Genomic DNA, 21,810 nt, shown 5'->3' on the forward strand with positions numbered 1-21,810 from the left:
GGCTACTTCGTGTCCGTTTCGCCGTCTGCCTTGTCTTCAACCTTCTTCGGCTTGAAGTCCACTCCAGTTTCCTTGCGCTGCTCAGCCGGAATTGGAGCAGGCGCGTCGGTAAGCGGGTCGACACCGCCGCCGGACTTCGGGAAAGCGATCACATCGCGGATCGATTCAAACCCACCGAGCAACGACACGATGCGGTCCCAGCCAAAGGCAATACCACCGTGCGGAGGAGCACCGAACTTGAACGCGTCGAGCAGGAAGCCGAACTTCTCTTCGGCCTCTTCATCGGTGATGCCCATGACCTCGAACACGCGCTTCTGTACATCGTGCTCATGGATACGGATGGAGCCGCCACCGATCTCGTTACCGTTGCACACAATGTCGTATGCGTAGGCGAGAGCCTCGCCCGGGTTCTGCTCGAAGTTGTCCAGGAACTCCGGCTTCGGAGAGGTAAACGCGTGGTGGACTGCGGTCCACTTGGAGTGGCCCAACGCGACATCACCGGATGCGGTTGCGTCTGCAGCAGGCTCAAACAGCGGTGCATCCACAACCCACGTGAACGCCCAATCGCCTTCCTTGATCAGGTCAAGCTTGCGCGCAATCTCACCGCGGGCTGCGCCAAGCAGTGCACGAGATGCCTTGGTTTCGCCTGCTGCGAAGAAGATGCAGTCACCCGGCTTCGCGCCGACGTGCGCAGCGATGCCAGCCTTTTCCTCGTCAGTGATGTTCTTCGCCACCGGACCGGTGAGCTCGCCGTCTTCCTGAATGAGAATGTAGGCCAGGCCCTTCGCACCGCGCTGCTTTGCCCACTCCTGCCATGCGTCAAGCTGACGACGAGGCTGGGATGCGCCACCTTCCATCACAACAGCACCCACGTACTCGGCCTTGAATACGCGGAAGGTGGTGTCCTTGAAGAAGTCGGTGCACTCGACCAATGGAATGTCGAAGCGCAGGTCCGGCTTGTCGGAGCCGTACTTCTCCATCGCTTCCTTGTAGGTCATGCGCGGAATCGGCGTCTGAATGTCGTAGCCGATCAGCTTCCAAAGCTCGACGAGGATTTCCTCGGCCAGCTCGATGATGTCGTCCTGATCAACGAAGGATGCCTCGACATCGAGCTGGGTGAACTCAGGCTGGCGGTCTGCGCGGAAGTCTTCATCGCGGTAGCAGCGTGCCAACTGGTAGTAGCGTTCCATGCCCGCGACCATCAGCAGCTGCTTAAAGAGCTGCGGCGACTGCGGCAGCGCATACCAAGAACCTGGCTTCAAACGAGCAGGAACAAGGAAGTCACGTGCACCTTCCGGGGTCGAACGCGTCAGCGTAGGCGTTTCGATCTCGGTGAAGTCGTGGTTGTCCAAGACGCGACGGGCGGCTTGATTGGCCTTAGCGCGGAGGCGAATTGCCTTAGCCTGGCGCTCGCGGCGCAGGTCCAGGTAGCGGTACTTCAGACGTGCTTCCTCGCCAACTTCATTGGAGGATGCATCCTCGATCTGGAATGGCAGGGCTGCAGCCTTGTTCAGCACCTTCAGGTCAGTGACGTTGACCTCGATTTCACCGGATGCAAGGTTCGGGTTCGCAGAGCCTTCCGGGCGTGGCTCAACCACACCGGTGACCTGGATGACGAACTCGCTGCGCAGGTCGTGTGCAGCCTCCGCTACTTCGGACTCACGGAATACAACCTGAGCGAGACCAGAGCGGTCCCGCAGATCGATAAAGATGACCCCGCCATGGTCACGGCGGCGGGCCACCCAACCTGTGAGCGTGACGGTCTGACCGTCGAGTTCTTTGTTCAAGTTCCCCGCAAGGTGAGTGCGCAGCACGGTTTCTTCCACGTCCTTCCACGTGATGGCGAATCTAACCTGACAAAGTCTACCTACCCCGGCTGAGTGGTGCCTCGGCGAGGTCCGCCCCACACCACCCCAGTCGCTCGAGACACGATGTTTTGGCCCAACCGCGACACTCGGTAGGGATCTTTGGCACAATTCAGCCATGACATTTCGTGGTGATTACGCGCAGGGTCAGGGCGGCAACGTCAGGACAAGCTCCGGCTCCGGTCGCGGAGGCGGCGGGGTCAGCCCCGGCGCAATGGCAATTCTTCCGATGCTGCTTCGCGGCGGTGGCGGAGGGACTGTCATCTTGATATTGCTCGCGGTGCTGTACTTCAGCGGTGCGTTAGATGGACTCCTTGGCGGCGGGAGCAATTCTCAATCCCAGTCTGAGTCGCAGGGTGACTACTCACTCGAGCATTGCAACGAACAAGGATCCTCGAACACCTACGACGATTGCCGCGCGGCGGCAACCTTCGGGTCTGCCCAACAGATTTGGAGCGAAGTACTCCCCGCGCAGGCGAATGTCGAGTTTGAGCCGGCAGATATGGTGCTTTTCCGCAACGATGTCACCACTGGCTGCGGCTACGCTACCTCCGATACCGGCCCGTTCTACTGCCCTCGCGATACCACCGCTTACCTTGACGTGAGCTTCTTTGAGCAGCTGGGCCAACTCGGCGGCGCGAACGGTCCGCTTACTCAGGAGTACGTAACTGCCCACGAGTACGGCCACCACATCCAGCATCTGGAAGGAACGTTGGGGCTGAGCGACTACAAGAACCCGGGCCAGGATTCTGCGGCTGTCGCAATTGAGCTGCAGGCAGACTGCTACGCCGGTATCTGGGCAAAACATGCTGCCGAACAGGGCGTTTTGGAACCGATTACCGACGAACAGCTCGAGCAGGCACTGCAAACCGCCCGTTCGATTGGCGACGACAACATCCAACGACGCTCCGGCGGTGACGTCGACCCGGATGCGTGGACTCACGGCTCCTCTGAGCAGCGTATGGAAGCGTTTAATTCCGGATACAACTCTGGACAGATGGCCGCCTGTGACACGCTCAACCGCGGCGTCTACAACTAAAAGGCACCTTCTGCTGATGACTGATCCTGCACCAAACCGCGCTATCCCGTTTCTTGCCGCGTTCAATTCGATCGAGTCTCATTTGCGCAGCGAATTGGATGCCAAACGATCCGATTCGTTTATGTGGATGGTGGGCCTCGCCGCAAAGAAAGGGATTCTTGCTCGCGACCAGGCCGAGACCTTGCGTGAGTTTGCGGATCTGCGCAACGCGATTAGCCATGGGGAGTACGACAATCTCCGCCCGATTGCAGAGCCGCTCCCCGAGACGGTTCAAACAATCGAGCATTTGCGCGACGCGATACTCTCCCCACCTTTGGCCCTTGAGGTGGTCCCACACCAGAAGGTGGTGACGTTTACGCCGGAGACGGACATTCATGAGCCATTGAAGACAATCGCGACACAGGGACTAACGCAATTCCCGATCTACGACGAAGGCAAGTGCGTCGGGCTGCTCACCACGAATGCAATCGCGCGCTGGGTGGCGGCGGAACTGACAGATGATGACCGCATTCCCGCTACCACCGTTCGCGATGTGCTCACCCACAGTGGCAAACTCGACCACCCGGTGTTTCTTCCACGGACCGTAACCGCCGCACGTGCTGTTGATGCGTTGAGTACTCCATTGGAAACCGGCGCGGTGCCTCGCCTGGCCATCATTACCGAGCACGGCAAGGCAAACCAGCGGCCGATCTCGGTTTTGGGGGCAACCGACATCCCTGCACTATCTCAAGCGCAGTAGCGCATCCCGCTTATCGACGAGCCACAACCGGTTTCTGCGGTAGGATTCGCCGCATGTCAGCAAACTTTGTCAGTGTTGTCGACCTGTTCAGTATCGGCATCGGTCCATCCTCATCTCACACCGTTGGCCCGATGCGGGCCGCAATGACGTTTGTGGAGAAACTCGGGAAGGTACCGGCGAAGGTTGTCGTAGAGTTGCGTGGTTCCCTCGCCGCCACGGGAGTCGGCCACGGCACCGACCGTGCTGCGTTGCTCGGGCTGGTTGGGTACACCCCCACCACCACTTCTGCAGACATTGCTCCAAAACCTGGCGAGCCGATCCCTTCCACAGGCGTGATCGAAGGCCCGACAGGGCGCGTGGAGTACGAGCTTCGCTTCGACCCGGCACCGGTGGCCGAGCACCCGAACTGTCTCATCTTCGATGCGTGGGACACAGACGGCACCATGATCGCCGAACGCGAGGACTATTACTCTGTCGGCGGCGGCTTCATTCTGGATCGCTGGGAGATGGAAGCGCACCGACAAGAATCCGGTGTTGCATCCGCTCGTGAAATTGCGACGGTCCCCTACCCGTTTAACAATGGCGCAGAACTCATGGAGCAGTGCCGAACACATGGGATGACAATCGCAGAGATCATGCGTGCGAACGAGGAGTCGATCCACGGGGCGCAGCGACTCAACTCCCATTTGGATGCGGTGTGGGACGTCATGCAGGAATGCGTTGCGCATGGCCTGAAGACAGAGGGAATCCTTCCCGGCGGCTTGAACGTAAGGCGTCGCGCGAACCGTCTTCACCGTCTACTGACTGCAGAGTACGAAGCATCCACTGCCCGTGGGCTTGACGCTATGGAATGGGTGAACCTGTACGCGCTTGCCGTGAACGAAGAAAACGCTGCTCACGGCCAGGTGGTTACCGCGCCAACGAACGGCGCAGCCGGCATTATCCCTGCAGTTATGCATTACTGCCGCGACTTCACCGACGACTTCACTGCTGAGCGCGCCCGCGAATTTCTGCTTACGGCTGGTGCGATCGGGTCGATCATCAAGACCAACGCCTCGATTTCAGGCGCAGAAGTCGGCTGTCAGGGCGAGGTCGGTTCGGCTTCTTCGATGGCCGCTGCTGGCATGTGCGCAATCCTGGGCGGCACCCCTGAGCAGGTTGAAAACGCAGCTGAGATCGCGCTCGAGCACAACCTTGGCCTGACCTGCGATCCTGTGGGCGGTCTGGTCCAGGTTCCGTGCATCGAGCGCAACGCAATTGGTGGCGTAAAGGCCATCAACGCGGCACGGTTGGCAAAGCTTGGAGATGGCACCAACATCGTCACCCTCGACGACGTGGTGGAGACCATGGCAGCCACCGGCCGCGACATGATGACTCAGTACAAGGAAACGTCCATGGGTGGCCTCGCAGTCCAGCTCGGCCTGCCCGTGAACATTACTGAGTGCTGATTGCCTGCGCGACCGCTTCAGCGGAAAGCGCAACGGCCTCCTGTGAGTGCTCGGCGAGGTTCTTGACTGCAACCTCGCCTGCCTCCAGCTCACGCTCGCCGAGCACCAGCGCGAAGCGTGCGCCCGCGCGGTCAGCACCCTTCATTGAGCCCTTGAGCCCGCGGTGGCCGTATGCCATGTCGGCGCTGATACCGGCCGCGCGGAGTTCGTCGACAAGCTTGCTCATCTTCACTCGTGCTTCGTCGCCAATCGCGATACCGAACACATCGACACGGTGGGCTGCTGCTTCAAGCTCGACGCGTTCAGCTTCGAGGGCGAGTACCGCGCGATCAACGCCGAGACCGTAGCCGATGCCGGAGAGGTCCGGGCCGCCAATCTGGGCCATCAGGCCGTCGTATCGTCCACCGCCACCGATGCCGGACTGTGCGCCGAGGCCATCGTGGACGAACTCGAAGGTGGTCTTGGTGTAGTAGTCCAAACCACGAACCATGCGTGGGTTAATGACGTACGGCACGCCGAAGTCATCCAGCGCTGCGGTGACGGCCTCGAAGTGGGCACGGCATTCGTCGCAAAGGTGATCCAGCATCAACGGCGCATCGGCGGTCATCTCTCGGACCGCCTCACGCTTGTCGTCGAGCACTCGAAGTGGGTTGATCTCAGCACGGTGGCGAGTTTCCTCGTCGAGTGGGAGATCAAACAGGAACTTCTGCAGCTTCTCGCGGTAGGCCGGGCGGCAATTCTTGTCGCCGAGGCTGGTGATCTCCAGACGGAAACCGCTCAGGCCGATCGCACGGTAGCTGCGGTCTGCCAAGGCGATCACCTCGGCGTCGAGCAGCGGATCGTCGACACCAATGGCTTCCACGCCCACCTGCTGCAGCTGACGGTAGCGTCCGGCCTGCGGGCGCTCATAGCGGAAGAACGGTCCGTAGTAGTTGAGCTTCACGGGCAGGTAACCGCGGTCCATGTTGTGCTCGATGAAGGAGCGCATGACGCCGGCGGTGCCCTCGGGACGCAGCGTTACCGAACGGCCACCGCGGTCCTCGAAGGTGTACATCTCCTTGCTCACTACGTCAGTAGATTCACCGACGCCGCGGGCAAACAAGGTGGTGTCTTCGAACACCGGCAGCTCAATGTGTAGGTAGCCAGCGATCCGTGCCTGGCGCGCGAACTCGTCGCGGACATGGATGAACGCACTCGAGGCGGGCGGCACATAATCGGGCACGCCTTTCGGTGCGGAAAGTTTTTGGAACTGCTCGGCTTGATTCTCACTCACGAGGCCTTAGTCTAACCAACCTCTCCCCTGTGCGGGCGCACTTGTCGCTGTGGTCTTTCCACCGCTGTTGCGATTAGCCCTGCTAGGCTTTTGCACCGTTCAATGCGCGCGTGCTTTTCGACGACATCACGCACGCGCTTTCCCCGATACTCGAAGAGGTGCATCGCCAGTGGCTAGCAACGAACAGCGTGGCAAAGAGGCCCTGTCCAATCTGGAACGGGAACTCGATTCCCGCGACCGCAAGGAAAAGTCCCGCCCGTGGTCTGTCGCAGCGCTTTCCGCCGTTGCCATCGCGCTGATTGGTGGCGGAATCTACGTCGCAGCCAACCAGGGCGACGAGGACAACCTTGCAGCCGATGACACCTCCGCAACTACGGATGCTGACAACGCAGAACAGGAAGAATTCGACGCTTCCACCTTCGCGCCGATTGCTACGAAGCGCGAGAAGGCCTTGCCGGCTACCGTCTCGTGCACCTATGAAGACGAGGACGGCGCCGAGCTGCGCGCTGGCACCCCGCCGACCGAGAACGTGTCCACCGAAGGCACCGTCACCGTCGAGCTCGAGACCAACCAGGGTCCGATCGGCATGACGCTCGATCGCGCAGCTTCCCCATGCACGGTCAACGCCATCGAGTACCTGACCTCCGAGGGATACTTCAACGACACGGTCTGCCACCGTCTGACCACTGCCGACGGGCTGAAGGTGCTGCAGTGTGGCGACCCGGATGGCACAGGTGCGGGTGGCCCTGGCTTCCAGTTCGCCAACGAGCTTCCCACTGACGAGGCACTCGACGGCATCGACACCGAAGGTCTCGACCTACCAGCCGATATGGATGAGGCAACCAAAAACCAAACCCTGCAGATGATGCTGCAAAACGAGCCTAAGCGCTATGACCGTGGCACGATCGCCATGGCTAACGCCGGCGCGGACACCAACGGCTCCCAGTTCTTCCTAAACTACGGCGACTCGGTCCTGCCGCCGCTGTACACCTACTTCGGCACGATTGACGACGAGGGCCTTGCCACCCTGGACAAGATCGCCGAAAAGGGCGTTGAAGGCGGCGGGACTGACGGCGCACCGGCCGAGGAAGTGCGTATCACCGCAGCAAGCGTGAAGTAGCACCACATACATATCGCTATTGCACGCAACCCTCGCAGGCGATAGCATCCTGCAGAGATTCCGTTTCAAACCTTTTCAGTGAGGACCCTCATGAAGACTCGCACCAGCCTTGTTGCAGCCGCTACCGTCACCGCAGTCGCTTTCACCGGTGCAGGTGTGGCTGAGGCTGCGCCGACCGTCGTCGGCGATGACACCACCAACACCACTAACGACAATGGATCTTCGTCCAACGAAGAGGGCTCGTCCATCCGCGACATGAGCCCGTCCGAGATCCAGGATTGGCTCGCAGTTGTCACCGCGATCATCGGCATCCTGAGCCAGGTGGCTACGGTTGCCATGAAGTTCATGCGCTAAAACGCGTCACTGCGAAAAGCGTCTCCGGTTTCTCGCCGGAGACGCTTTTCTGTTTCGTGGTCATTTCTCTCGCGCTGGGTCATGCAGGCCTATGAGTTCAAACGCAATCCATTCAATGTCTGCATACGAATCCGTCGTGACAAACGATGCACGCTGAGTGCTTAAGTCCAGCAGCAGCATCGAGGAGAATCCCCGCGTTGCACCGTTATGCCAGTACAGTTCCGTGCCCTTAGTGTTCGCCCACGTAAATCGCGTACTGCGACGCTCAAGGATATGCATGGCGTACTTCGCCATGTCCGAGGTGGTCGAACGCAGGCCGCCGGATGGAGCTGTGCCGTCCATCTCCCAAGCTTGAACAGGTAGACCGAGTGCGGAGACTCCCCTGGGTCTATCCGGTCCGACTGTTCCAGGCAAAGCGACGTAAGTCTCCGTCATCCCCAACGGGTCGAGCACCCACTCTTTGATCAACGTCGGGTAGGTCGTGGTGGAAACCCTGGCCAGTAGAAACCCGAGCAAGTCGTGGCCGAGGTTAGAATATTCCTCCACGCCACGCTCTCGCAGTGTCGCTGACAGTGCCTGCTCGATGACATCCTCGGATGTGACTCCTACGTCAGGATTCAAGCCGAGTAGTGCTCGTGCAATGTTTCGCAGTCGTTGCTTGCCGGTTCGTGGCAAGCCCGAGGTGTGGTTCGCCAATTCAGCCAGCGTCACATCTGCTAATGCGTTACCTCGCACACGCTGCCCAAGCACATCTCCGACCGTTGTATCGGTGTCAACCAACCCCTTGGTAATGGCTTGCTCGAGCAGCTCGGCATTGAACGTCTTGGTTATTGAGGCAATCTCGAACTCGGTGTGCTCATCCGCCCCGAGCCCAGCAAAGTTGGCCTTTCCGTCTTCAACAACGCAAGCTGCAACATTACGAAGCGGATACGTATCCGCACTCGCTCGCATTGCCAATGAGGAAAGCAGTCGCACAAGAGACGCATCCCCTGTCAACTTTTGTGCAAGGGTGACCCGTTTGAACCGCATCGCAACCTTCCTATCAACGCAACGTTGAACAGGTCTCGAACGAGCTTAGGTTACGCAGTCACTCTGTAGACGTCGAACACACCTTCAATGTTGCGAATCTGGTTCATGATCGAGCCGAGTTGTTTGATGTCTGACACCTCAATGGTCAGTCGGATCGTCGCCACTCGGTCCTCCCCTGCTTGAGACGACATCGCGAGGATTGGGAGTTTCGCCTCGGAGAGCACCCCGGTGGTCTCGGTAAGCAGACCATTGCGGTCGAGTGCTTCCAGCTGAATCGTCGCGCGTGACGCACTCTTGGTGCCACCGGGGGCGGACCATGACACGTCGACGAGACGCTCTGGCTCGTCGTTAAGTTTGGTCGCGTTCGTGCAGTCAGTCCGGTGCACGGAAACTCCCCCACCACGGGTGACAAACCCGAAGATGGCATCGCCGGGGACGGGTTGGCAGCATTTCGCCAACTTCGCCATCACATCCGGGCTGCCCTCAACCAGGATCGCAGGGCCGTCGCCGGTTGTTTGCGGGCGAACAAGTGCAGAAACAGGGGTACGCGCTGTGAGGGCGTCTACGGCGTCATCGTCGCCGCCGAACATGTCCATGAGCAAGTGCGCGACGTGCGCTGCAGACACTGTTCCCGCGCCGATAGCCGTATACAGCGCATCAACGTCCTGGTAGTGCAAACGCGTTGCTACCTGGCGCATCGACTCGTTGGTAAACAGCCTGTGCAACGGCAGCCCGCCACGCTGCACCTCAGCAGCCAGGGCATCGCGACCCGCGTCGAGCTGCTCCTCGCGACGTTCCTTGGCAAACCACTGTCGAATCTTCGCCTTCGCGCGCGGGGAGACAACAAAGTCCTGCCAATCGCGCGTTGGCCCAGCGTTTTGATCCTTTGAAGTGAAAATCTCTACCCTGTCGCCGGACTTCAGCTCGGTTTCTAGGGTGACCAACTTGCCGTTAACCTTCGCACCAATGCAGCGGTGGCCAACTTCAGTGTGCACGGCGTAGGCGAAATCGACCGGAGTAGAGCCTGCCGGCAAATCCACTACATCGCCCTTCGGAGTGAACGCGAAAATCTGCTGGCTTGTCAGGTCGTAACGCAACGAGTCCAAAAACTCATTCGGGTCCGCGGCTTCCTTCTGCCAGTCAAGCAATTGACGCATCCACGCCATCTGGTCGACCTCGGCCTGATCGCCCTTGTGGGAGCCCTTCGTCTCTTTGTAACGCCAGTGGGCAGCCACACCGTATTCGGCGTTGTAGTGCATCTCGTGTGTACGCACCTGCACTTCAAGGGGGCGACCGGTCGTCGTCATCACCGTCGTATGCAGCGACTGGTAGACACCGAAACGCGGGTTGGAAATGTAGTCCTTGAACCTGCCCGGCATCGGCGAATACAGCGAGTGGACCACACCAACAGCGGCGTAGCAGTCATACACCGTATCCACCAGAACACGGATACCGACCAGATCGAAGATCTCCGCGAAGTCGTGACCGCGCACAGCCATCTTCTGATAGATCGACCAGTAGTGCTTCGGACGGCCCATGACCTCAGCCTGGATGCCATTCGTGCTCAGCTCGCGCTGCAGATCGGTAGTGATCTCGCGCAGGGCACGGTCGCGTGACGGAGCGTGATCCGCCACAAGACGCACAATTTCCTCGTACTTCTTCGGCTGCAAAATAGCGAACGCGAGATCTTCTAGCTCCCACTTCACCGTCGCCATACCCAAGCGGTGCGCCAACGGTGCGATGACGTCGAGCGTCTCCTGCGCCTTCTTCGCCTGCTTCTCCGGCGGCAAGAAACGCATTGTGCGCATGTTGTGCAATCGGTCCGCGACCTTAATCACCAGTACGCGAGGATCCTCGGACATAGCAACGATCATTTTGCGGATCGTTTCCGCTTCTGCGGCGGCGCCGAGCGCGACCTTGTCCAGTTTGGTCACGCCATTGACAAGTTTGGCCACTTCAGGGCCAAAATCACGGGTGAGCTCATCAAGTGAGTAGTCGGTGTCCTCTACCGTGTCATGGAGCAGAGCCGCCACCAGCGTGGTGGTATCCATACCAATCTCGGCACAAATCGTTGCGACGGCGAGCGGGTGGGTGATGTAGGGATCACCTGACTTGCGGAACACACCCTCGTGCAACCGCTCTGCCGTTTCGTATGCAAATCCAAGTTGCTCTACGTCAGCCTTCGGGTGATACTTGTGGTGAATCGACAACAGCGGATCGAGCACTGGGTTCGTTCGCGGACGCCCACCTCCCGTAAGAGAGCGGGCCAACCTGGCGGAGACACTGCGCACGGTCGGGCCCGACCGTTTGACTGGTTTATCTGTCATGTCAGGACTCCTCCACTGTCAGCAGGTACTAAGTCTGTGATACTACCCGGCTAGTTTTCTTCTTTCCCCAAAACCACAAGCGGAGCGCCGTCGAGTCGCTCGCGCCCTCCAAGTCCCGGGACTTCCAAGACGACGACGTAGCCGGCAACTCGCCCGCCGGCGCGCTCAATCAAGTCGCGCGCCGCGATCAACGTCCCGCCGGTAGCCAGGACGTCGTCGACAAGCACAATGCTCTTGCCAGAGATATCCACCCCATTAGCGGGGATCTCCAGCGCAGCGGAGCTGTACTCCGTGGTGTACTCCTGGGTAATCACCGGTGGCGGCAACTTGCCCTTCTTGCGAATCGCAAGAATGCCGGTGCCCATCTCGTACGCCACAGCGGAGCCGAGCAAAAACCCTCGGGCATCAAGACCGCCGACGAGATCGGCGCCGAGCTCCTTGCTCGCCTCGGCCATCTCTGCAATGACCACGTTGAGCGCGGCTGGGTCGGCAAGCACCGGAGTCAGGTCCTCGAACAGCACTCCCGGCTCCGGAAAATCCGGAACGCGGCGAATCTTGTCCTGCAGTGCCTCAAGAGCGGAAGCGTAAGGCTGACCGCCATGCGGGCTGATCGACGGGGTGGGCGACATGATTTCGGATCGTCTCCTGGTCAGGTTTATCGGGTTTTTAGGGTCGGGAATTAAGTTTGGTCAGTTGAACCATCGGTCCATGTTCCAGCCAATGCCGGAAAGTCCTGTATACGGCACCACGTTGCGCACTGCATTATCGACGACAAAGGTTCGGGGTTGTGCGGCCAGCGGAATCGATGGCAGCGTCTTCCACAGATGCCCCTCCTGGGCACGCAACGCCCCCAGATCCTGGGCGCGATTGTTGGCCGCTGGGTACTCGCTCATCGGGTCAACGACTCGCAAGATAGCGTCGGCTTCGCCGTCATGCACGGATTCGTTGCGCCACTCGTCGTACTCCACGTGAGGCAGGTCAGCGAGCGTCTTCCCCTCGCCTGTGACGTCGGTGATCGTAATTCCTGCTGGCTCGCAGGTGCGGCGCATCGATTCCACCATCGCGGCCCAACGCTCGTCCGGATACACGTAACCGATACGCAACGTGGAACCCCGAAGTGCGGAAGCTTCCTGGATATTCACGTCCAAAAGCGGAGCAGCGATATCTGCCATACGCTGAGCCAACGGGTCGGTGTGCTGAATGACATGCAACGGTGCAACTGGCACTTCAACCCCCGCCTTCTCACTTGAAGCGGCGGCAACAGCGCGAGGATCGATGCAACGTGCAAGTGCCTTCCGGTTCTCCGGATCCGCCCAAAAACCAACCTCCGGCAGGGTCAACATCTCGGTGAGCTCACCGATGGTCGTTTTCACATCCAGTCGATTGCCTTCTGCGTCCTCGTCGTACCACTGTGGTTGCAACTGCCGCAGGTCGCCGATCTTCATCGCCTTGGATGCTGCCAGCTCCGCAGAATCTACGGAACCAGGCCACACCACCATTGCTGCTGTCTGCGGAGCGTCCCCGTAGTAATGCTCATTAGCGACGAGCCGAACCTGGCCCTTCTCTCCTACCTCCGCAACCTTGAACGGGCCAAACGAGACTTGGAGTTCAGGATCGAACTCTTTGAGGTCAAACCCGTGGCGCCACACCTGCGCGATTGGTTTGAGTCGCTCCAGATCATCCGAGAGTAGATCAGCGACGAGGTCCTCGACAGATCGATTGGTCTTTGCAGCAACAGCATGTGCGGGAAGGACCGTGCCTGGTTCAAAAAGACCACGCCAGCGTGCACCACGGCCTTCCTTGAAGGTCACAGTGAACTCTTTGGATCCAGGTGTGCACGACAGCGAATCCGTGTCGCCGAACAAAGGCATATTCGAACCGAACGTCGCCGGGTATTGTCCGGCAGCAAACGTCAAAAGATAGTCAGCGCAGGTGACGGGAGTGCCGTCCGAAAACACTGCCGCTTCCGACAAGGTGTAAATCACCTTGCGCTGATCCCCCGGAAGCACCTGGGTTTTTACAAGGTCAGTGTTGGGGATCAACTGTCCACTTGGACCAGGAACATACACCCCGGGGTACAGGCGACCGGACAACGATTGCGCTAAGTCTGTCGATCCTTCGAGAGACCCAGCGTTTGTAGTGCGCAGATTGCTTGTTACCTGGTAACCGAAAAGTTTCGTGGACTCATCATCGTCGTTGTCTGAAGATGCGCACCCGGAAAGCACCAGCGCCGTTGCGGCCAACACAGCCGCAACCTTGCTGCCAATCACCATTTTCGGTCTCATGAGTCCACGCACCACTAGGTTTCAGCCGCTTTCTTACGCGTTCGGACGCCAGGTGCTTGTCGAAGATGCACCGGTGTCTTCCACAGGTCGAATCGGAGTAGCCACGTGGCGCTTCTTCTCTTCGACCGGTTCCTCTTCAACTTCTTCGACCTGGCCACGGCTTCGGAATGCCTCAACCGCAGCATTGTGGTCCTTGTGCTCCTGACGGCGGTTTACCAGGCTGACCAACATCGGGGTGGCCAAGAACAACGAGGAGATTACGCCTTGAATGACGCCAATGAGCTGGATGAGCGCAAGGTCCTTCAAAGTACCCACACCCAGCATCCATACCGCGACAATCATCAGTGCGATGATCGGCAGCGCAGAAATAACCGAGGTGGAAATCGAACGCATTACGGTCTGGTTGACCGCGAGGTTGGCCTCTTCCGCGTAGGTGGATCGTCGAGAATCAAGCACTCCCGACGTGTTCTCCTTGACCTTGTCAAACACAATCACCGTGTCGTAAAGCGAGAACGTCAACACAGTCAGGAAACCGATGATCATCGCTGGGGTGATCTCAAGGGCGAACAATGCGTAGATACCCATGATGAGGATGGCATCAACCAACAGCGCCCCCATGGCAGCCAGCGCCATCGCGCGCTGCAAACGCACCGCGACATACACGGACGCTGCCAAAAGGAACACGACCATAGCCAGGAGCATGCGGTTCGTAATCGTGGAACCCCACGACTCCGACACGGTGGAGTCACCGATAGCGTCAGCGCTCGGCTCACCGTTGTGATCCTGTGGGTGGTAGGTATCGAAAATAGCCTGACGCGCGGCATCGATCTGCTCCTGCGAGAGGTGGGCAGAGTTGATCTCCAGCGTGCGGGCGTCTCCAGCGCCAACGATCTGTGTGAGCTCAGGTGTCACACCAGTGGCCTCGACGAAGGTTTCCTCGACCTCGGTCGCGACCAAATCGCCGGCAGGCATCGTCAGTTTGGTGCCGCCCTCGAAGTCGATACCCATGTTGAAGCCACGAATGAACATCGCCAGGATCGCGACCACAATAAGTCCGAGGGTGATGCTGTACCAGGTCTTGCGGTGCCCAACGAAGTCGAGGCCGCCGGAGCCGTCATACAGCGATTCACGGTCGCGACGTGCAAAGCCGCGCTTCGTCGTGGGGGTTTCGGTCGTAGCTACAGTGCTCGACATGATTAGGCCTCCTCATTCGCGGCGGATGCTTCCACGGAAGCTTGTTGCTTGACGACGACGCCGTCGCCCTCCTCAAGATCACCTGCAGCGCGGCGTTCTTCTGCGGTGCGGAATGCGGCACCCATACCGTTGACAGACGGCTTCGACCAGAAATTGCTGCGAGATGCGAGCACCAGGAGCGGCGCAGTGACCAGGAAGGTGACCAACAGGTCGAAGATGGTTGTCAGACCCATGGTGAAGGCGAAGCCCTTGACATCGCCAACTGCCAGGAAGTAGATGATGACCGCACCAATCAGAGTCACCATGTTGCCTGTGATGACCGTCTCCTTGGCCCGTTCCCAACCGGACGCGGTCGCCGAACGGAATGTCTTGCCGTGGCGTACCTGGTCCTTGATGCGCTCATAAATCACGATGAACGAGTCTGCGGTCGTACCGATACCGATGACCAGACCAGCGATGCCCGACAGGTCGAGCGAGTATCCAATCCAGCGACCGAGCAACACGAGCATGCCGTAGACAAGCAAACCTGCTGCTGCCAGGGTGACCAACGAGATGAAGCCGAAGAGGCGGTAGTAGGCGAAAACGAAGATCGCCACCATGGCAAGACCCACCAGCCCCGCATACAGGCCAGCCTTCAAGGAGGCCTGACCGAGTGAAGGGGGAACCGTCATCGCAGTTCCGCCTGGCTCACCGTTTTCACCGGCGAACGACAGCGGCAGTGCTCCGTAGCGCAGGTTGTTTGCGAGCCCCTCAGCTTCCTCTTGAGTGAACTGACCCGTGATCGAGGTTGCGGAGCCGACTGGGGTTGCGCCCTGGATAACTGGCGCGGAGATCACCTGGGAGTCAAGTGTGATTGCAATCTGCTTCTGCAGCATCTCACTGGTGAGTTTCGCCCAGGTAGCGGAACCGTTGACATCACCAGCCTGGCTGAAGGCGAAGCTGATCTCCATCTGTCCCGACTGCGGGTTGTATCCGCCGGTAATCGCGCGGCTGGTATCAATCTGCTCGCCGGTCAGGCGGGGCCCTTCCGGATCTGTTACACCGCTGAGCAGCGGGACCTCGTCAAGCAACATCGCCTGACCGGTCGACGGGTCACAAGCGACTAGCGGAAGATCTTGCTTATCCGAGCCAGCGAGCGGGTCGGTTGCCTGGCCGAAGCAGCGTGCGGACATCAACGTCAACGCAGCGTACTGCTGAGTCGGGTCAGTCGACTGGCGGGTCTTCCGCAGCATTTCGGTTGTTTCCTGGCGGCGCTCAGCGGCCTCAACCGGACCGTTCGGTTCCGGCAGTGGTTCAGCGGAAATCTGTGGGACGTTCTTCGGCTCTGCTGGCGCTTCTTCCTCGCTTGGCGCGACGTCCTTGCCAACCTCTGGGTTGTTTGCATCGCCTGACTCAGCAGCTTTGGCCTGCTCCTCGGCTTGTTTCTCAGCCTGCTCCTTGCGAGCCGCGAACTGTTTCAGCAGTGACTGGCCCTCTTCGGGCGTGAAGATCCCGTACTTTACCCACTCGTTCGCCATATCCAAGATGGCTTTATCTGCTTCAGCTGGGTTTGCAGCCGGAGGGTCAAGCACAGGTCGGAAGAACAGCTGGGAGGTCTGTCCGATGTTACGGATCTCCGAGGTATCGTCACCAGCTGCTTCGATCACGATGGTGTTGCCATCGACGACGACCGATGCGCCCGAGACGCCCATGCCGTTGACACGGTTCTCCAGAATCCGACGAGCATCCTGGAGCTGTTCTGACGTAGGCTCTTCACCCTGCGGCACCAGTGTCACACGAGTACCGCCCTGCAAGTCAATACCTAGCTTCGGGGTAGCACTCTTCGTGCCGGTAAAAAATACAAGGGCGTAGACGCCGATGACGATGAGAGCGAATAGGGCAAGCGCCTTCGCGGGCCACTGCCGCTTCGACTTCGCCTCGCCGGATCGCCGAGTGCGTGTAGACACTGAGCAGACTCCTCTTTGTTCAGGCTCGGGTTTTCCGCCTTACACCGGCGCACACGCCGATCCAGCAGCATCTTTCAAGGTGCGGTGGACACAAACAATCGCGCGAGCCGGTGATGGCACAACGCAAATATGCTACGCCATCAGACCAGAAAAACTTAGTTGGGTACCTCATTTGTGTCGACAGGTGCCACAGGCTCAATCTTGCGCATCACACCAGCCGTATCCATCGTCACGGCTACACCCGGGGCAAGCTCCACAAGCATGGTCTCGCCATTGTGCTCCACGACCGTGGCGTGGAAGCCTGCAACGTTGACAATCTGGTCGCCAGGCTGAATCGACTGACGCAGTTGTTCAATCTGAGCCTGACGCTTCTTCTGGCCACGCATCATGAGGATGGAAGGCAGCAAGAACAAGGCCAGAATGACAATGAGCAAAATTGGTTCCATGAGAAACCATCATTGCACAACACAATCGTGGGCTTAGTAGAGCGGCATCTGCCCAGGCGCTTCGGGAGGTGCCTGCAAACCCAAGTGCTCCCACGCGGCGGCGGTAGCAACCCTCCCCCGGCCCGTTCGCGACATCAGTCCCGCGCGCACCAGATAAGGCTCACAGACCTCTTCGATGGTGCCGGATTCCTCGCCAACCGCGATCGCAAGGGTCCCTACACCTACCGGTCCACCGCCATGCCCCCTGATCAAGGCGCCAAGCACAGCACGGTCGAGGCGATCTAGCCCTAGCTCGTCGACATCGAACACTTCGAGCGCACTTCGTGCGGCATCCAGGTTTACCCTGCCATCGCCATGCACCTCAGCCCAGTCGCGCACACGACGCAGGAGGCGATTCGCAATTCGCGGGGTTCCACGCGAACGCGAGGCGATCTCAACCGCAGCATCAGTATCAATCTGCACCCCGAGGATGTTCGCTGCGCGGCTGACAACCTTGGTGAGGTCGTCGACATCGTAAAACTCCATTTGAGCTGTAAACCCAAAGCGGTCACGCAACGGGCCGGTGAGCATACCTGCCCTCGTGGTTGCCCCGACGAGGGTAAACGGAGGAATCTCTAGCGGAATCGATGTCGCGCCCGGGCCCTTGCCAACAATGACGTCGATACGGAAATCCTCCATGGCCATATAGAGCATTTCTTCAGCCGGCCGTGCGATGCGGTGAATCTCGTCGATGAAGAGCACATCGCCCTCCATCAAGTTAGACAACATCGCCGCCAAGTCGCCTGCCCGTTCAAGAGCAGGCCCTGAGGTCATGCGCAACGACGTGCCTAATTCCTGTGCGACGATCATTGCCATTGTGGTCTTGCCCAGTCCAGGCGGACCAGACAGCAAGATATGATCCGGCGTCACACCACGATTTCGTGCGCCCGTAAGCACAAGACTGAGTTGTTCTCGTACCTTGGGTTGGCCGATGAATTCCTGAATGGACTTCGGACGCAACGAACGCTCAATATCGTGTTCGTCGGCCTGTACGTTGGCGTCGACAGGCGACGGTGCTTTCGCTGAAAAACCTTCAGGGAGCTGGAACTCGGTCTTTTCCACATCAGACATTGCGCTTTAGCCTACTTCTTGCCCAAATGCGTCAGCGCTTGACGCAACAACGCAGAAGCGTCGAGATCCGGCTGGTCTGTTGTCAGCTGATCTACGACCGACTGTGCCGTACGCTCTGGGAATCCGAGTCCGACCAGCGCTTCCACAACCTGTTCCGAGGCGTAAGTGGTGGCTGGCTTTGCTGCTGTACCAGCCGCCGCACCGTTTGGTGACTGCGCCGGCAACATCGCTTCGACTTTGTCCTTGAGCTCGAGGATCATGCGCTCGGCCATTTTCTTGCCCACGCCGGGGATCGTTTGAACCTTCTTCGCGTCACCGTTTGCAATATGCGTCGAAAGCTCGCCAGGCTCAAAAACAGACAACGCGGCAATAGCCAACTTCGGCCCCAAGCCAGTCACGGTCTGCAACTTATGGAACATCTCGCGCGATTCATTGTCGCCAAAGCCATACAAGGTGACGCCGTCGTCTTTGACCACCATCGAGGTCATCACTCGACGCGTTTCACCACGCACAAGACCGCCAAGCGTTTGCGGTGTAGCAAGAAACCTATACCCCACCCCAGAACACTCAATGACCGCATGGTCGAGACCAATAGCGAGCACCTCACCGTTGAGAGAATCAATCATTGCACTGCCGCCTTCGTATTGGAGTATTGAAGTTGTTGGAGATGTTGCGTTCGAGCGATAAGTGGCGCGCGCCAGCAGTGACAGACTGCAATGGCCAGCGCATCAGCAGCATCTGCTGGTTTCGGCGCCTCACTCAAACCAAGAATGCGCGTGACCATAGTGGTCATTTGCTTCTTGTCCGCACGTCCATTGCCAGATATTGCTTTCTTTACCTCTGAAGGGGTGTACATGTGCACCGGGATGTCACGCTCCGCAGCGGCTAAGACCATGACACCGACAGCGTGCGCTGTGTGCATCACCGTGGAGACGTTGCCACGTTCAAAGATACGTTCCATAGCAACAACATCGGGCTGGTAATCATCCATCCACTCGCCCACCGCCCGAGAGATTCTGAGCAGGCGCTCCGCAAGCTCCGCGGTTGAGGGAGTTCGCACGACGCCAACTGCCACGGGGATGATCTGGCGGCCACGACCTGCCTGCACAACAGACAAGCCACAACGCGTCAGACCGGGATCAATGCCCATCACCCGTAGTCCTTCGAGGTTCACGCAACCACTCCTTCGCTCATGACACATATGTTCTACCACAACGTGCGAAAAAGGCGCGCCTCTCAAAGAGGGCGCGCCGGTTCACGACGAAGTGTTATGCGTCGAGCTGCGCTGCAACCTCGTCCGAGATCGTCATATTGGTGTAGACATTCTGGACGTCGTCGGAATCTTCCAACGCGTCGATCAGGCGCATCATCTTCTGTGCGCCCTCGAGATCCAGATCGACCTGAACGTCAGCACGGAATTCCTGGCCAGCATCTTCAATCTCGATGCTTTCACCGATCAGCGCCTCACGCACTGCAGGCAGGTCAGTCGGCTTGCAGGTAATTTCGAACTCTTCACCGAGGTCGTTGACTTCCTCAGCGCCAGCGTCGAGCACTGCCATCAGCACGTCATCTTCGGAGAGGTCACCCTTCTTGATCGTGACCACACCGGTGCGCTCAAACATGTAACCGACAGAGCCGGACTCGCCCAGGTTGCCACCGTTCTTGGTCATGGCGGTACGTACCTCGGTTGCGGCACGGTTGCGGTTGTCGGTCAAGCACTCAATCAACACAGCAACACCGTTGTTGCCGTAGCCCTCGTACATGACAGTTTCCCAGTCGGATCCGCCGGCTTCCTCGCCGGAGCCACGCTTGCGAGCGCGCTCGATGTTGTCGTTGGGGACCGAGGCCTTCTTCGCCTTGCGGATCATGTCATCGAGGGTCGGGTTAGCAGCGGGGTCACCGCCGCCTGTGCGGGCGGCGACCTCGATATCCTTGATCATCTTCGCCCAGAGCTTGGAACGCTTTGCATCGTTCGCCGCTTTTTTGTGCTTGGTCGTTGCCCACTTTGAATGGCCTGCCATCGAGCACCCCTTCATTCCTCTGTTGACGGTTAACAGAGCGCAAGTATACGCCAGCTGCACAAATACGCTGTTACTGGCCGTCGGTGGCAAACTGCGGCACTACCGCAGTACCGCCAAGACGGAAAAACCGCACCATAGGTCGCAACTGCAGCGCCAACGTATCCGCAACCGCATCGTTATAGAACCGCCGGGCGAGTTCTACTCGGGTATGTGCATCACGGAGTTCAGCCGGTACGTCGCCACCGCTTTGCGACGACTCCCTGACCACCTGCATCAGATCCCCCTCAGCGCCAAGACGCAGCCGAAGATCCTTCGAGCTGAACCGAAGCGCCTCCGTTTCGTGAGCCTGCTTCGCGAGCTCCGGAAACAGCGCCGCAACTACAGCGCAGCGGCGGTCAAGAGCAGCCTGCAGCGCATCACGGGACCTATCCAAACGAATATGCAATCGGTGAAGTCGCTGCGCAGTGTGAAACGCCCAGGCAGCCACAATGACAACGCAGATCAGCGCGACGACGAGAAGCACGACACCAAATGTCACCGCTCAATCCTCACCTTCTCGTTGTAGGAAACAGCCTCATACACAGCGCAAATACGGTTCGCCACCACTGACCAGTCGAATCCCCTGGCCCGACGTGCGCCTCGGTTAATCAAGTCATTGCGGTAAGTGGCGTCGTCGATAAGCAGCTGCAACTGCTGCGCCAAAGCATCCGCATCCCCCGGCGGGAAGAAGGCCACAGCGTCAGAGCCAACGGCCGCAAAAGCAGGGATATCGCTGGCAACTACGGCACACCCCGCCGCCATTGCTTCGACCAGAATGATGCCAAACGACTCGCCACCGAGGTTCGGGGCAACAAAAATGTCGGCGCGGCCGAGAATCTCGACCTTTTCATCCTCCGTAACCTTCCCAGCGAAACGCACCCCGTCCATTTCGCGTGCAGCACCTCCGCCCATCACCGTCACCTGAGGAAGGCGCGGAAGACGCTCCAGGGCAGCCAAGAACACATCGAGGCCTTTACGTGGCTCGTCGAGTCGCCCAAGGAACACAACCTCCACGTCTGAAGAGTCATTGCGCACACCACGAGCCCGCGCGAAGCGTCGCGTGTCAACTCCGTTCGGAATGATCACAGGGTCAGTGCCAATCTGCTCTGCCTGCCACTGCCATGCCAACTCGCTCACTGCGATTCCGGCACGAATCTTATCCAAGTTCGCACGCAACGCAGGCAGCGCTACTTTCAGCGCGTAGGAGCTCTCCGCAGAGGTGTGATAGGTAGCCACGATCGGACCCGCGGCTATTCGGTTCGCAACCATGGCGTAGCCCGGCGAATTTGGCTCGTGGATATGCAGCACATCGAAATCGCCGAGTTCGATGAATCGCTTAGTCGTCCTCACTACTCGCGGGCCAAACGACAAGCGCGCAACAGAACCGTTGTAAGGAATCGGAACCGCTGGCCCGCCACGAGTTACCCACTCGGGCAACGGGGTATCGGCAGATGCAGGGCCAAGGACTTCACTGTGATGTCCCATTTCCCGCAACCGCTCCGCCAAGTCAAGGACATGCGCTTGAACCCCACCAGGTTCATCAAAAGAATAGGAGCAGACTAGCCCAACCCGCAT

Annotated in this window: 20 protein-coding genes; 5 read left to right on the forward strand and 15 right to left on the reverse strand. The window is 59.1% G+C overall.

The window, feature by feature from the left end; translation table 11 throughout:
• Window positions 1-2 precede the first annotated feature (2 nt).
• Window positions 3-1,814: an aspartate--tRNA ligase gene (gene aspS / locus HMPREF2734_RS08355; RefSeq protein ID WP_070570469.1), complete on the reverse strand. Its 1,812-nt coding sequence runs from the start codon at window positions 1,812-1,814 to the stop codon at window positions 3-5.
• 169 nt (window positions 1,815-1,983) lie between these two features.
• On the opposite strand from aspS, the gene HMPREF2734_RS08360 reads away from it, so the two are divergent.
• Genes HMPREF2734_RS08360 through HMPREF2734_RS08370 form a run of 3 tightly spaced genes read left to right on the forward strand, consistent with a single transcriptional unit; the run spans window position 1,984 to window position 5,091 of the window.
• Window positions 1,984-2,904 (forward strand): KPN_02809 family neutral zinc metallopeptidase, encoded by a 921-nt coding sequence (locus HMPREF2734_RS08360; RefSeq protein WP_070451349.1) that lies wholly within the window; start codon window positions 1,984-1,986, stop codon window positions 2,902-2,904.
• A gap of 16 nt (window positions 2,905-2,920) precedes the next feature.
• A complete protein-coding gene (locus HMPREF2734_RS08365) occupies window positions 2,921-3,643 on the forward strand; it encodes a CBS domain-containing protein (RefSeq protein ID WP_070570416.1) in 723 nt (240 codons plus the stop codon).
• Window positions 3,644-3,696: 53 nt separating this feature from the next.
• Window positions 3,697-5,091, forward strand: coding sequence for an L-serine ammonia-lyase (locus tag HMPREF2734_RS08370; RefSeq protein ID WP_070484848.1), 1,395 nt, complete (start codon window positions 3,697-3,699; stop codon window positions 5,089-5,091).
• On the opposite strand, the gene hisS is transcribed toward HMPREF2734_RS08370, so the two are convergent.
• On the reverse strand, window positions 5,078-6,364 hold the full coding sequence (gene hisS / locus HMPREF2734_RS08375; protein ID WP_070570418.1) for a histidine--tRNA ligase: 1,287 nt from the start codon (window positions 6,362-6,364) through the stop codon (window positions 5,078-5,080). The two genes, HMPREF2734_RS08370 and hisS, sit on opposite strands and share 14 nt — an antisense overlap.
• A gap of 169 nt (window positions 6,365-6,533) precedes the next feature.
• On the opposite strand from hisS, the gene HMPREF2734_RS08380 reads away from it, so the two are divergent.
• Together HMPREF2734_RS08380 and HMPREF2734_RS08385 are read left to right on the forward strand one after the other, a co-directional pair.
• Entirely contained in the window at window positions 6,534-7,484 is a 951-nt protein-coding gene (locus tag HMPREF2734_RS08380; protein WP_070570420.1) for a peptidylprolyl isomerase, read from the forward strand.
• 90 nt (window positions 7,485-7,574) lie between these two features.
• Complete coding sequence (locus HMPREF2734_RS08385; RefSeq protein WP_070570422.1) at window positions 7,575-7,838, forward strand: hypothetical protein; 264 nt, start codon at window positions 7,575-7,577, stop codon at window positions 7,836-7,838.
• Between the two features lie 60 nt (window positions 7,839-7,898).
• Here HMPREF2734_RS08385 and HMPREF2734_RS08390 read toward each other — a convergent pair whose 3' ends face one another.
• The 13 genes from HMPREF2734_RS08390 to HMPREF2734_RS08450 all read right to left on the reverse strand — a co-directional run bounded on the left by HMPREF2734_RS08390 (window position 7,899) and on the right by HMPREF2734_RS08450 (window position 21,810).
• The gene (locus tag HMPREF2734_RS08390; protein WP_168163611.1) at window positions 7,899-8,789 is read right to left on the reverse strand and encodes a serine hydrolase domain-containing protein; all 891 of its coding nucleotides are present in this window, start codon (window positions 8,787-8,789) and stop codon (window positions 7,899-7,901) included.
• 128 nt (window positions 8,790-8,917) lie between these two features.
• Window positions 8,918-11,194, reverse strand: coding sequence for a RelA/SpoT family protein (locus HMPREF2734_RS08395; protein WP_070570426.1), 2,277 nt, complete (start codon window positions 11,192-11,194; stop codon window positions 8,918-8,920).
• A 50-nt stretch (window positions 11,195-11,244) separates the two neighbouring features.
• Window positions 11,245-11,823, reverse strand: coding sequence for an adenine phosphoribosyltransferase (locus HMPREF2734_RS08400; RefSeq protein WP_070423077.1), 579 nt, complete (start codon window positions 11,821-11,823; stop codon window positions 11,245-11,247).
• 60 nt (window positions 11,824-11,883) lie between these two features.
• Window positions 11,884-13,479 (reverse strand): ABC transporter substrate-binding protein, encoded by a 1,596-nt coding sequence (locus HMPREF2734_RS08405; RefSeq protein WP_246816806.1) that lies wholly within the window; start codon window positions 13,477-13,479, stop codon window positions 11,884-11,886.
• A 33-nt stretch (window positions 13,480-13,512) separates the two neighbouring features.
• The gene (secF, locus tag HMPREF2734_RS08410) at window positions 13,513-14,676 is read right to left on the reverse strand and encodes a protein translocase subunit SecF (RefSeq protein ID WP_371325716.1); all 1,164 of its coding nucleotides are present in this window, start codon (window positions 14,674-14,676) and stop codon (window positions 13,513-13,515) included.
• On the reverse strand, window positions 14,676-16,619 hold the full coding sequence (gene secD, locus HMPREF2734_RS08415) for a protein translocase subunit SecD (RefSeq protein ID WP_070570428.1): 1,944 nt from the start codon (window positions 16,617-16,619) through the stop codon (window positions 14,676-14,678). Before secD ends, secF begins: the two co-directional genes overlap by 1 nt.
• A 155-nt stretch (window positions 16,620-16,774) precedes the next feature.
• On the reverse strand, window positions 16,775-17,065 hold the full coding sequence (gene yajC / locus HMPREF2734_RS08420; protein ID WP_070451334.1) for a preprotein translocase subunit YajC: 291 nt from the start codon (window positions 17,063-17,065) through the stop codon (window positions 16,775-16,777).
• A 33-nt stretch (window positions 17,066-17,098) separates the two neighbouring features.
• On the reverse strand, window positions 17,099-18,175 hold the full coding sequence (gene ruvB / locus HMPREF2734_RS08425) for a Holliday junction branch migration DNA helicase RuvB (RefSeq protein WP_070423072.1): 1,077 nt from the start codon (window positions 18,173-18,175) through the stop codon (window positions 17,099-17,101).
• Window positions 18,176-18,186: 11 nt separating this feature from the next.
• A complete protein-coding gene (gene ruvA, locus HMPREF2734_RS08430; RefSeq protein WP_070570430.1) occupies window positions 18,187-18,801 on the reverse strand; it encodes a Holliday junction branch migration protein RuvA in 615 nt (204 codons plus the stop codon).
• A complete protein-coding gene (gene ruvC / locus HMPREF2734_RS08435; protein ID WP_070820288.1) occupies window positions 18,798-19,349 on the reverse strand; it encodes a crossover junction endodeoxyribonuclease RuvC in 552 nt (183 codons plus the stop codon). Before ruvC ends, ruvA begins: the two co-directional genes overlap by 4 nt.
• A 94-nt stretch (window positions 19,350-19,443) precedes the next feature.
• On the reverse strand, window positions 19,444-20,196 hold the full coding sequence (locus HMPREF2734_RS08440; protein ID WP_070423069.1) for a YebC/PmpR family DNA-binding transcriptional regulator: 753 nt from the start codon (window positions 20,194-20,196) through the stop codon (window positions 19,444-19,446).
• A gap of 70 nt (window positions 20,197-20,266) precedes the next feature.
• On the reverse strand, window positions 20,267-20,734 hold the full coding sequence (locus HMPREF2734_RS08445; protein ID WP_224212653.1) for a LemA family protein: 468 nt from the start codon (window positions 20,732-20,734) through the stop codon (window positions 20,267-20,269).
• Window positions 20,731-21,810 (reverse strand): glycosyltransferase family 4 protein, encoded by a 1,080-nt coding sequence (locus HMPREF2734_RS08450; RefSeq protein WP_070570434.1) that lies wholly within the window; start codon window positions 21,808-21,810, stop codon window positions 20,731-20,733. The genes HMPREF2734_RS08445 and HMPREF2734_RS08450 overlap by 4 nt, the downstream gene beginning before the upstream one ends.

This window comes from Corynebacterium sp. HMSC055D05, assembly GCF_001810365.1.
Classification (GTDB): domain Bacteria; phylum Actinomycetota; class Actinomycetes; order Mycobacteriales; family Mycobacteriaceae; genus Corynebacterium; species Corynebacterium coyleae.

Excerpts from the sequence above, each read along its gene's own strand:
- ruvB (WP_070423072.1), bottom strand. The coding sequence starts at position 18,175 with ATGTCTGATGTGGAAAAGACCGAGTTCCAGCTCCCTGAAGGTTTTTCA.
- HMPREF2734_RS08440 (WP_070423069.1), bottom strand. The coding sequence starts at position 20,196 with ATGGCAGGCCATTCAAAGTGGGCAACGACCAAGCACAAAAAAGCGGCG.
- HMPREF2734_RS08400 (WP_070423077.1), bottom strand. The coding sequence starts at position 11,823 with ATGTCGCCCACCCCGTCGATCAGCCCGCATGGCGGTCAGCCTTACGCT.
- HMPREF2734_RS08395 (WP_070570426.1), bottom strand. The coding sequence starts at position 11,194 with ATGACAGATAAACCAGTCAAACGGTCGGGCCCGACCGTGCGCAGTGTC.
- ruvA (WP_070570430.1), bottom strand. The coding sequence starts at position 18,801 with ATGATTGATTCTCTCAACGGTGAGGTGCTCGCTATTGGTCTCGACCAT.
- HMPREF2734_RS08370 (WP_070484848.1), top strand. The coding sequence starts at position 3,697 with ATGTCAGCAAACTTTGTCAGTGTTGTCGACCTGTTCAGTATCGGCATC.
- HMPREF2734_RS08360 (WP_070451349.1), top strand. The coding sequence starts at position 1,984 with ATGACATTTCGTGGTGATTACGCGCAGGGTCAGGGCGGCAACGTCAGG.
- yajC (WP_070451334.1), bottom strand. The coding sequence starts at position 17,065 with ATGGAACCAATTTTGCTCATTGTCATTCTGGCCTTGTTCTTGCTGCCT.
- HMPREF2734_RS08390 (WP_168163611.1), bottom strand. The coding sequence starts at position 8,789 with ATGCGAGCGAGTGCGGATACGTATCCGCTTCGTAATGTTGCAGCTTGC.
- HMPREF2734_RS08405 (WP_246816806.1), bottom strand. The coding sequence starts at position 13,479 with ATGAGACCGAAAATGGTGATTGGCAGCAAGGTTGCGGCTGTGTTGGCC.
- HMPREF2734_RS08385 (WP_070570422.1), top strand. The coding sequence starts at position 7,575 with ATGAAGACTCGCACCAGCCTTGTTGCAGCCGCTACCGTCACCGCAGTC.
- HMPREF2734_RS08365 (WP_070570416.1), top strand. The coding sequence starts at position 2,921 with ATGACTGATCCTGCACCAAACCGCGCTATCCCGTTTCTTGCCGCGTTC.
- HMPREF2734_RS08450 (WP_070570434.1), bottom strand. The coding sequence starts at position 21,810 with ATGCGGGTTGGGCTAGTCTGCTCCTATTCTTTTGATGAACCTGGTGGG.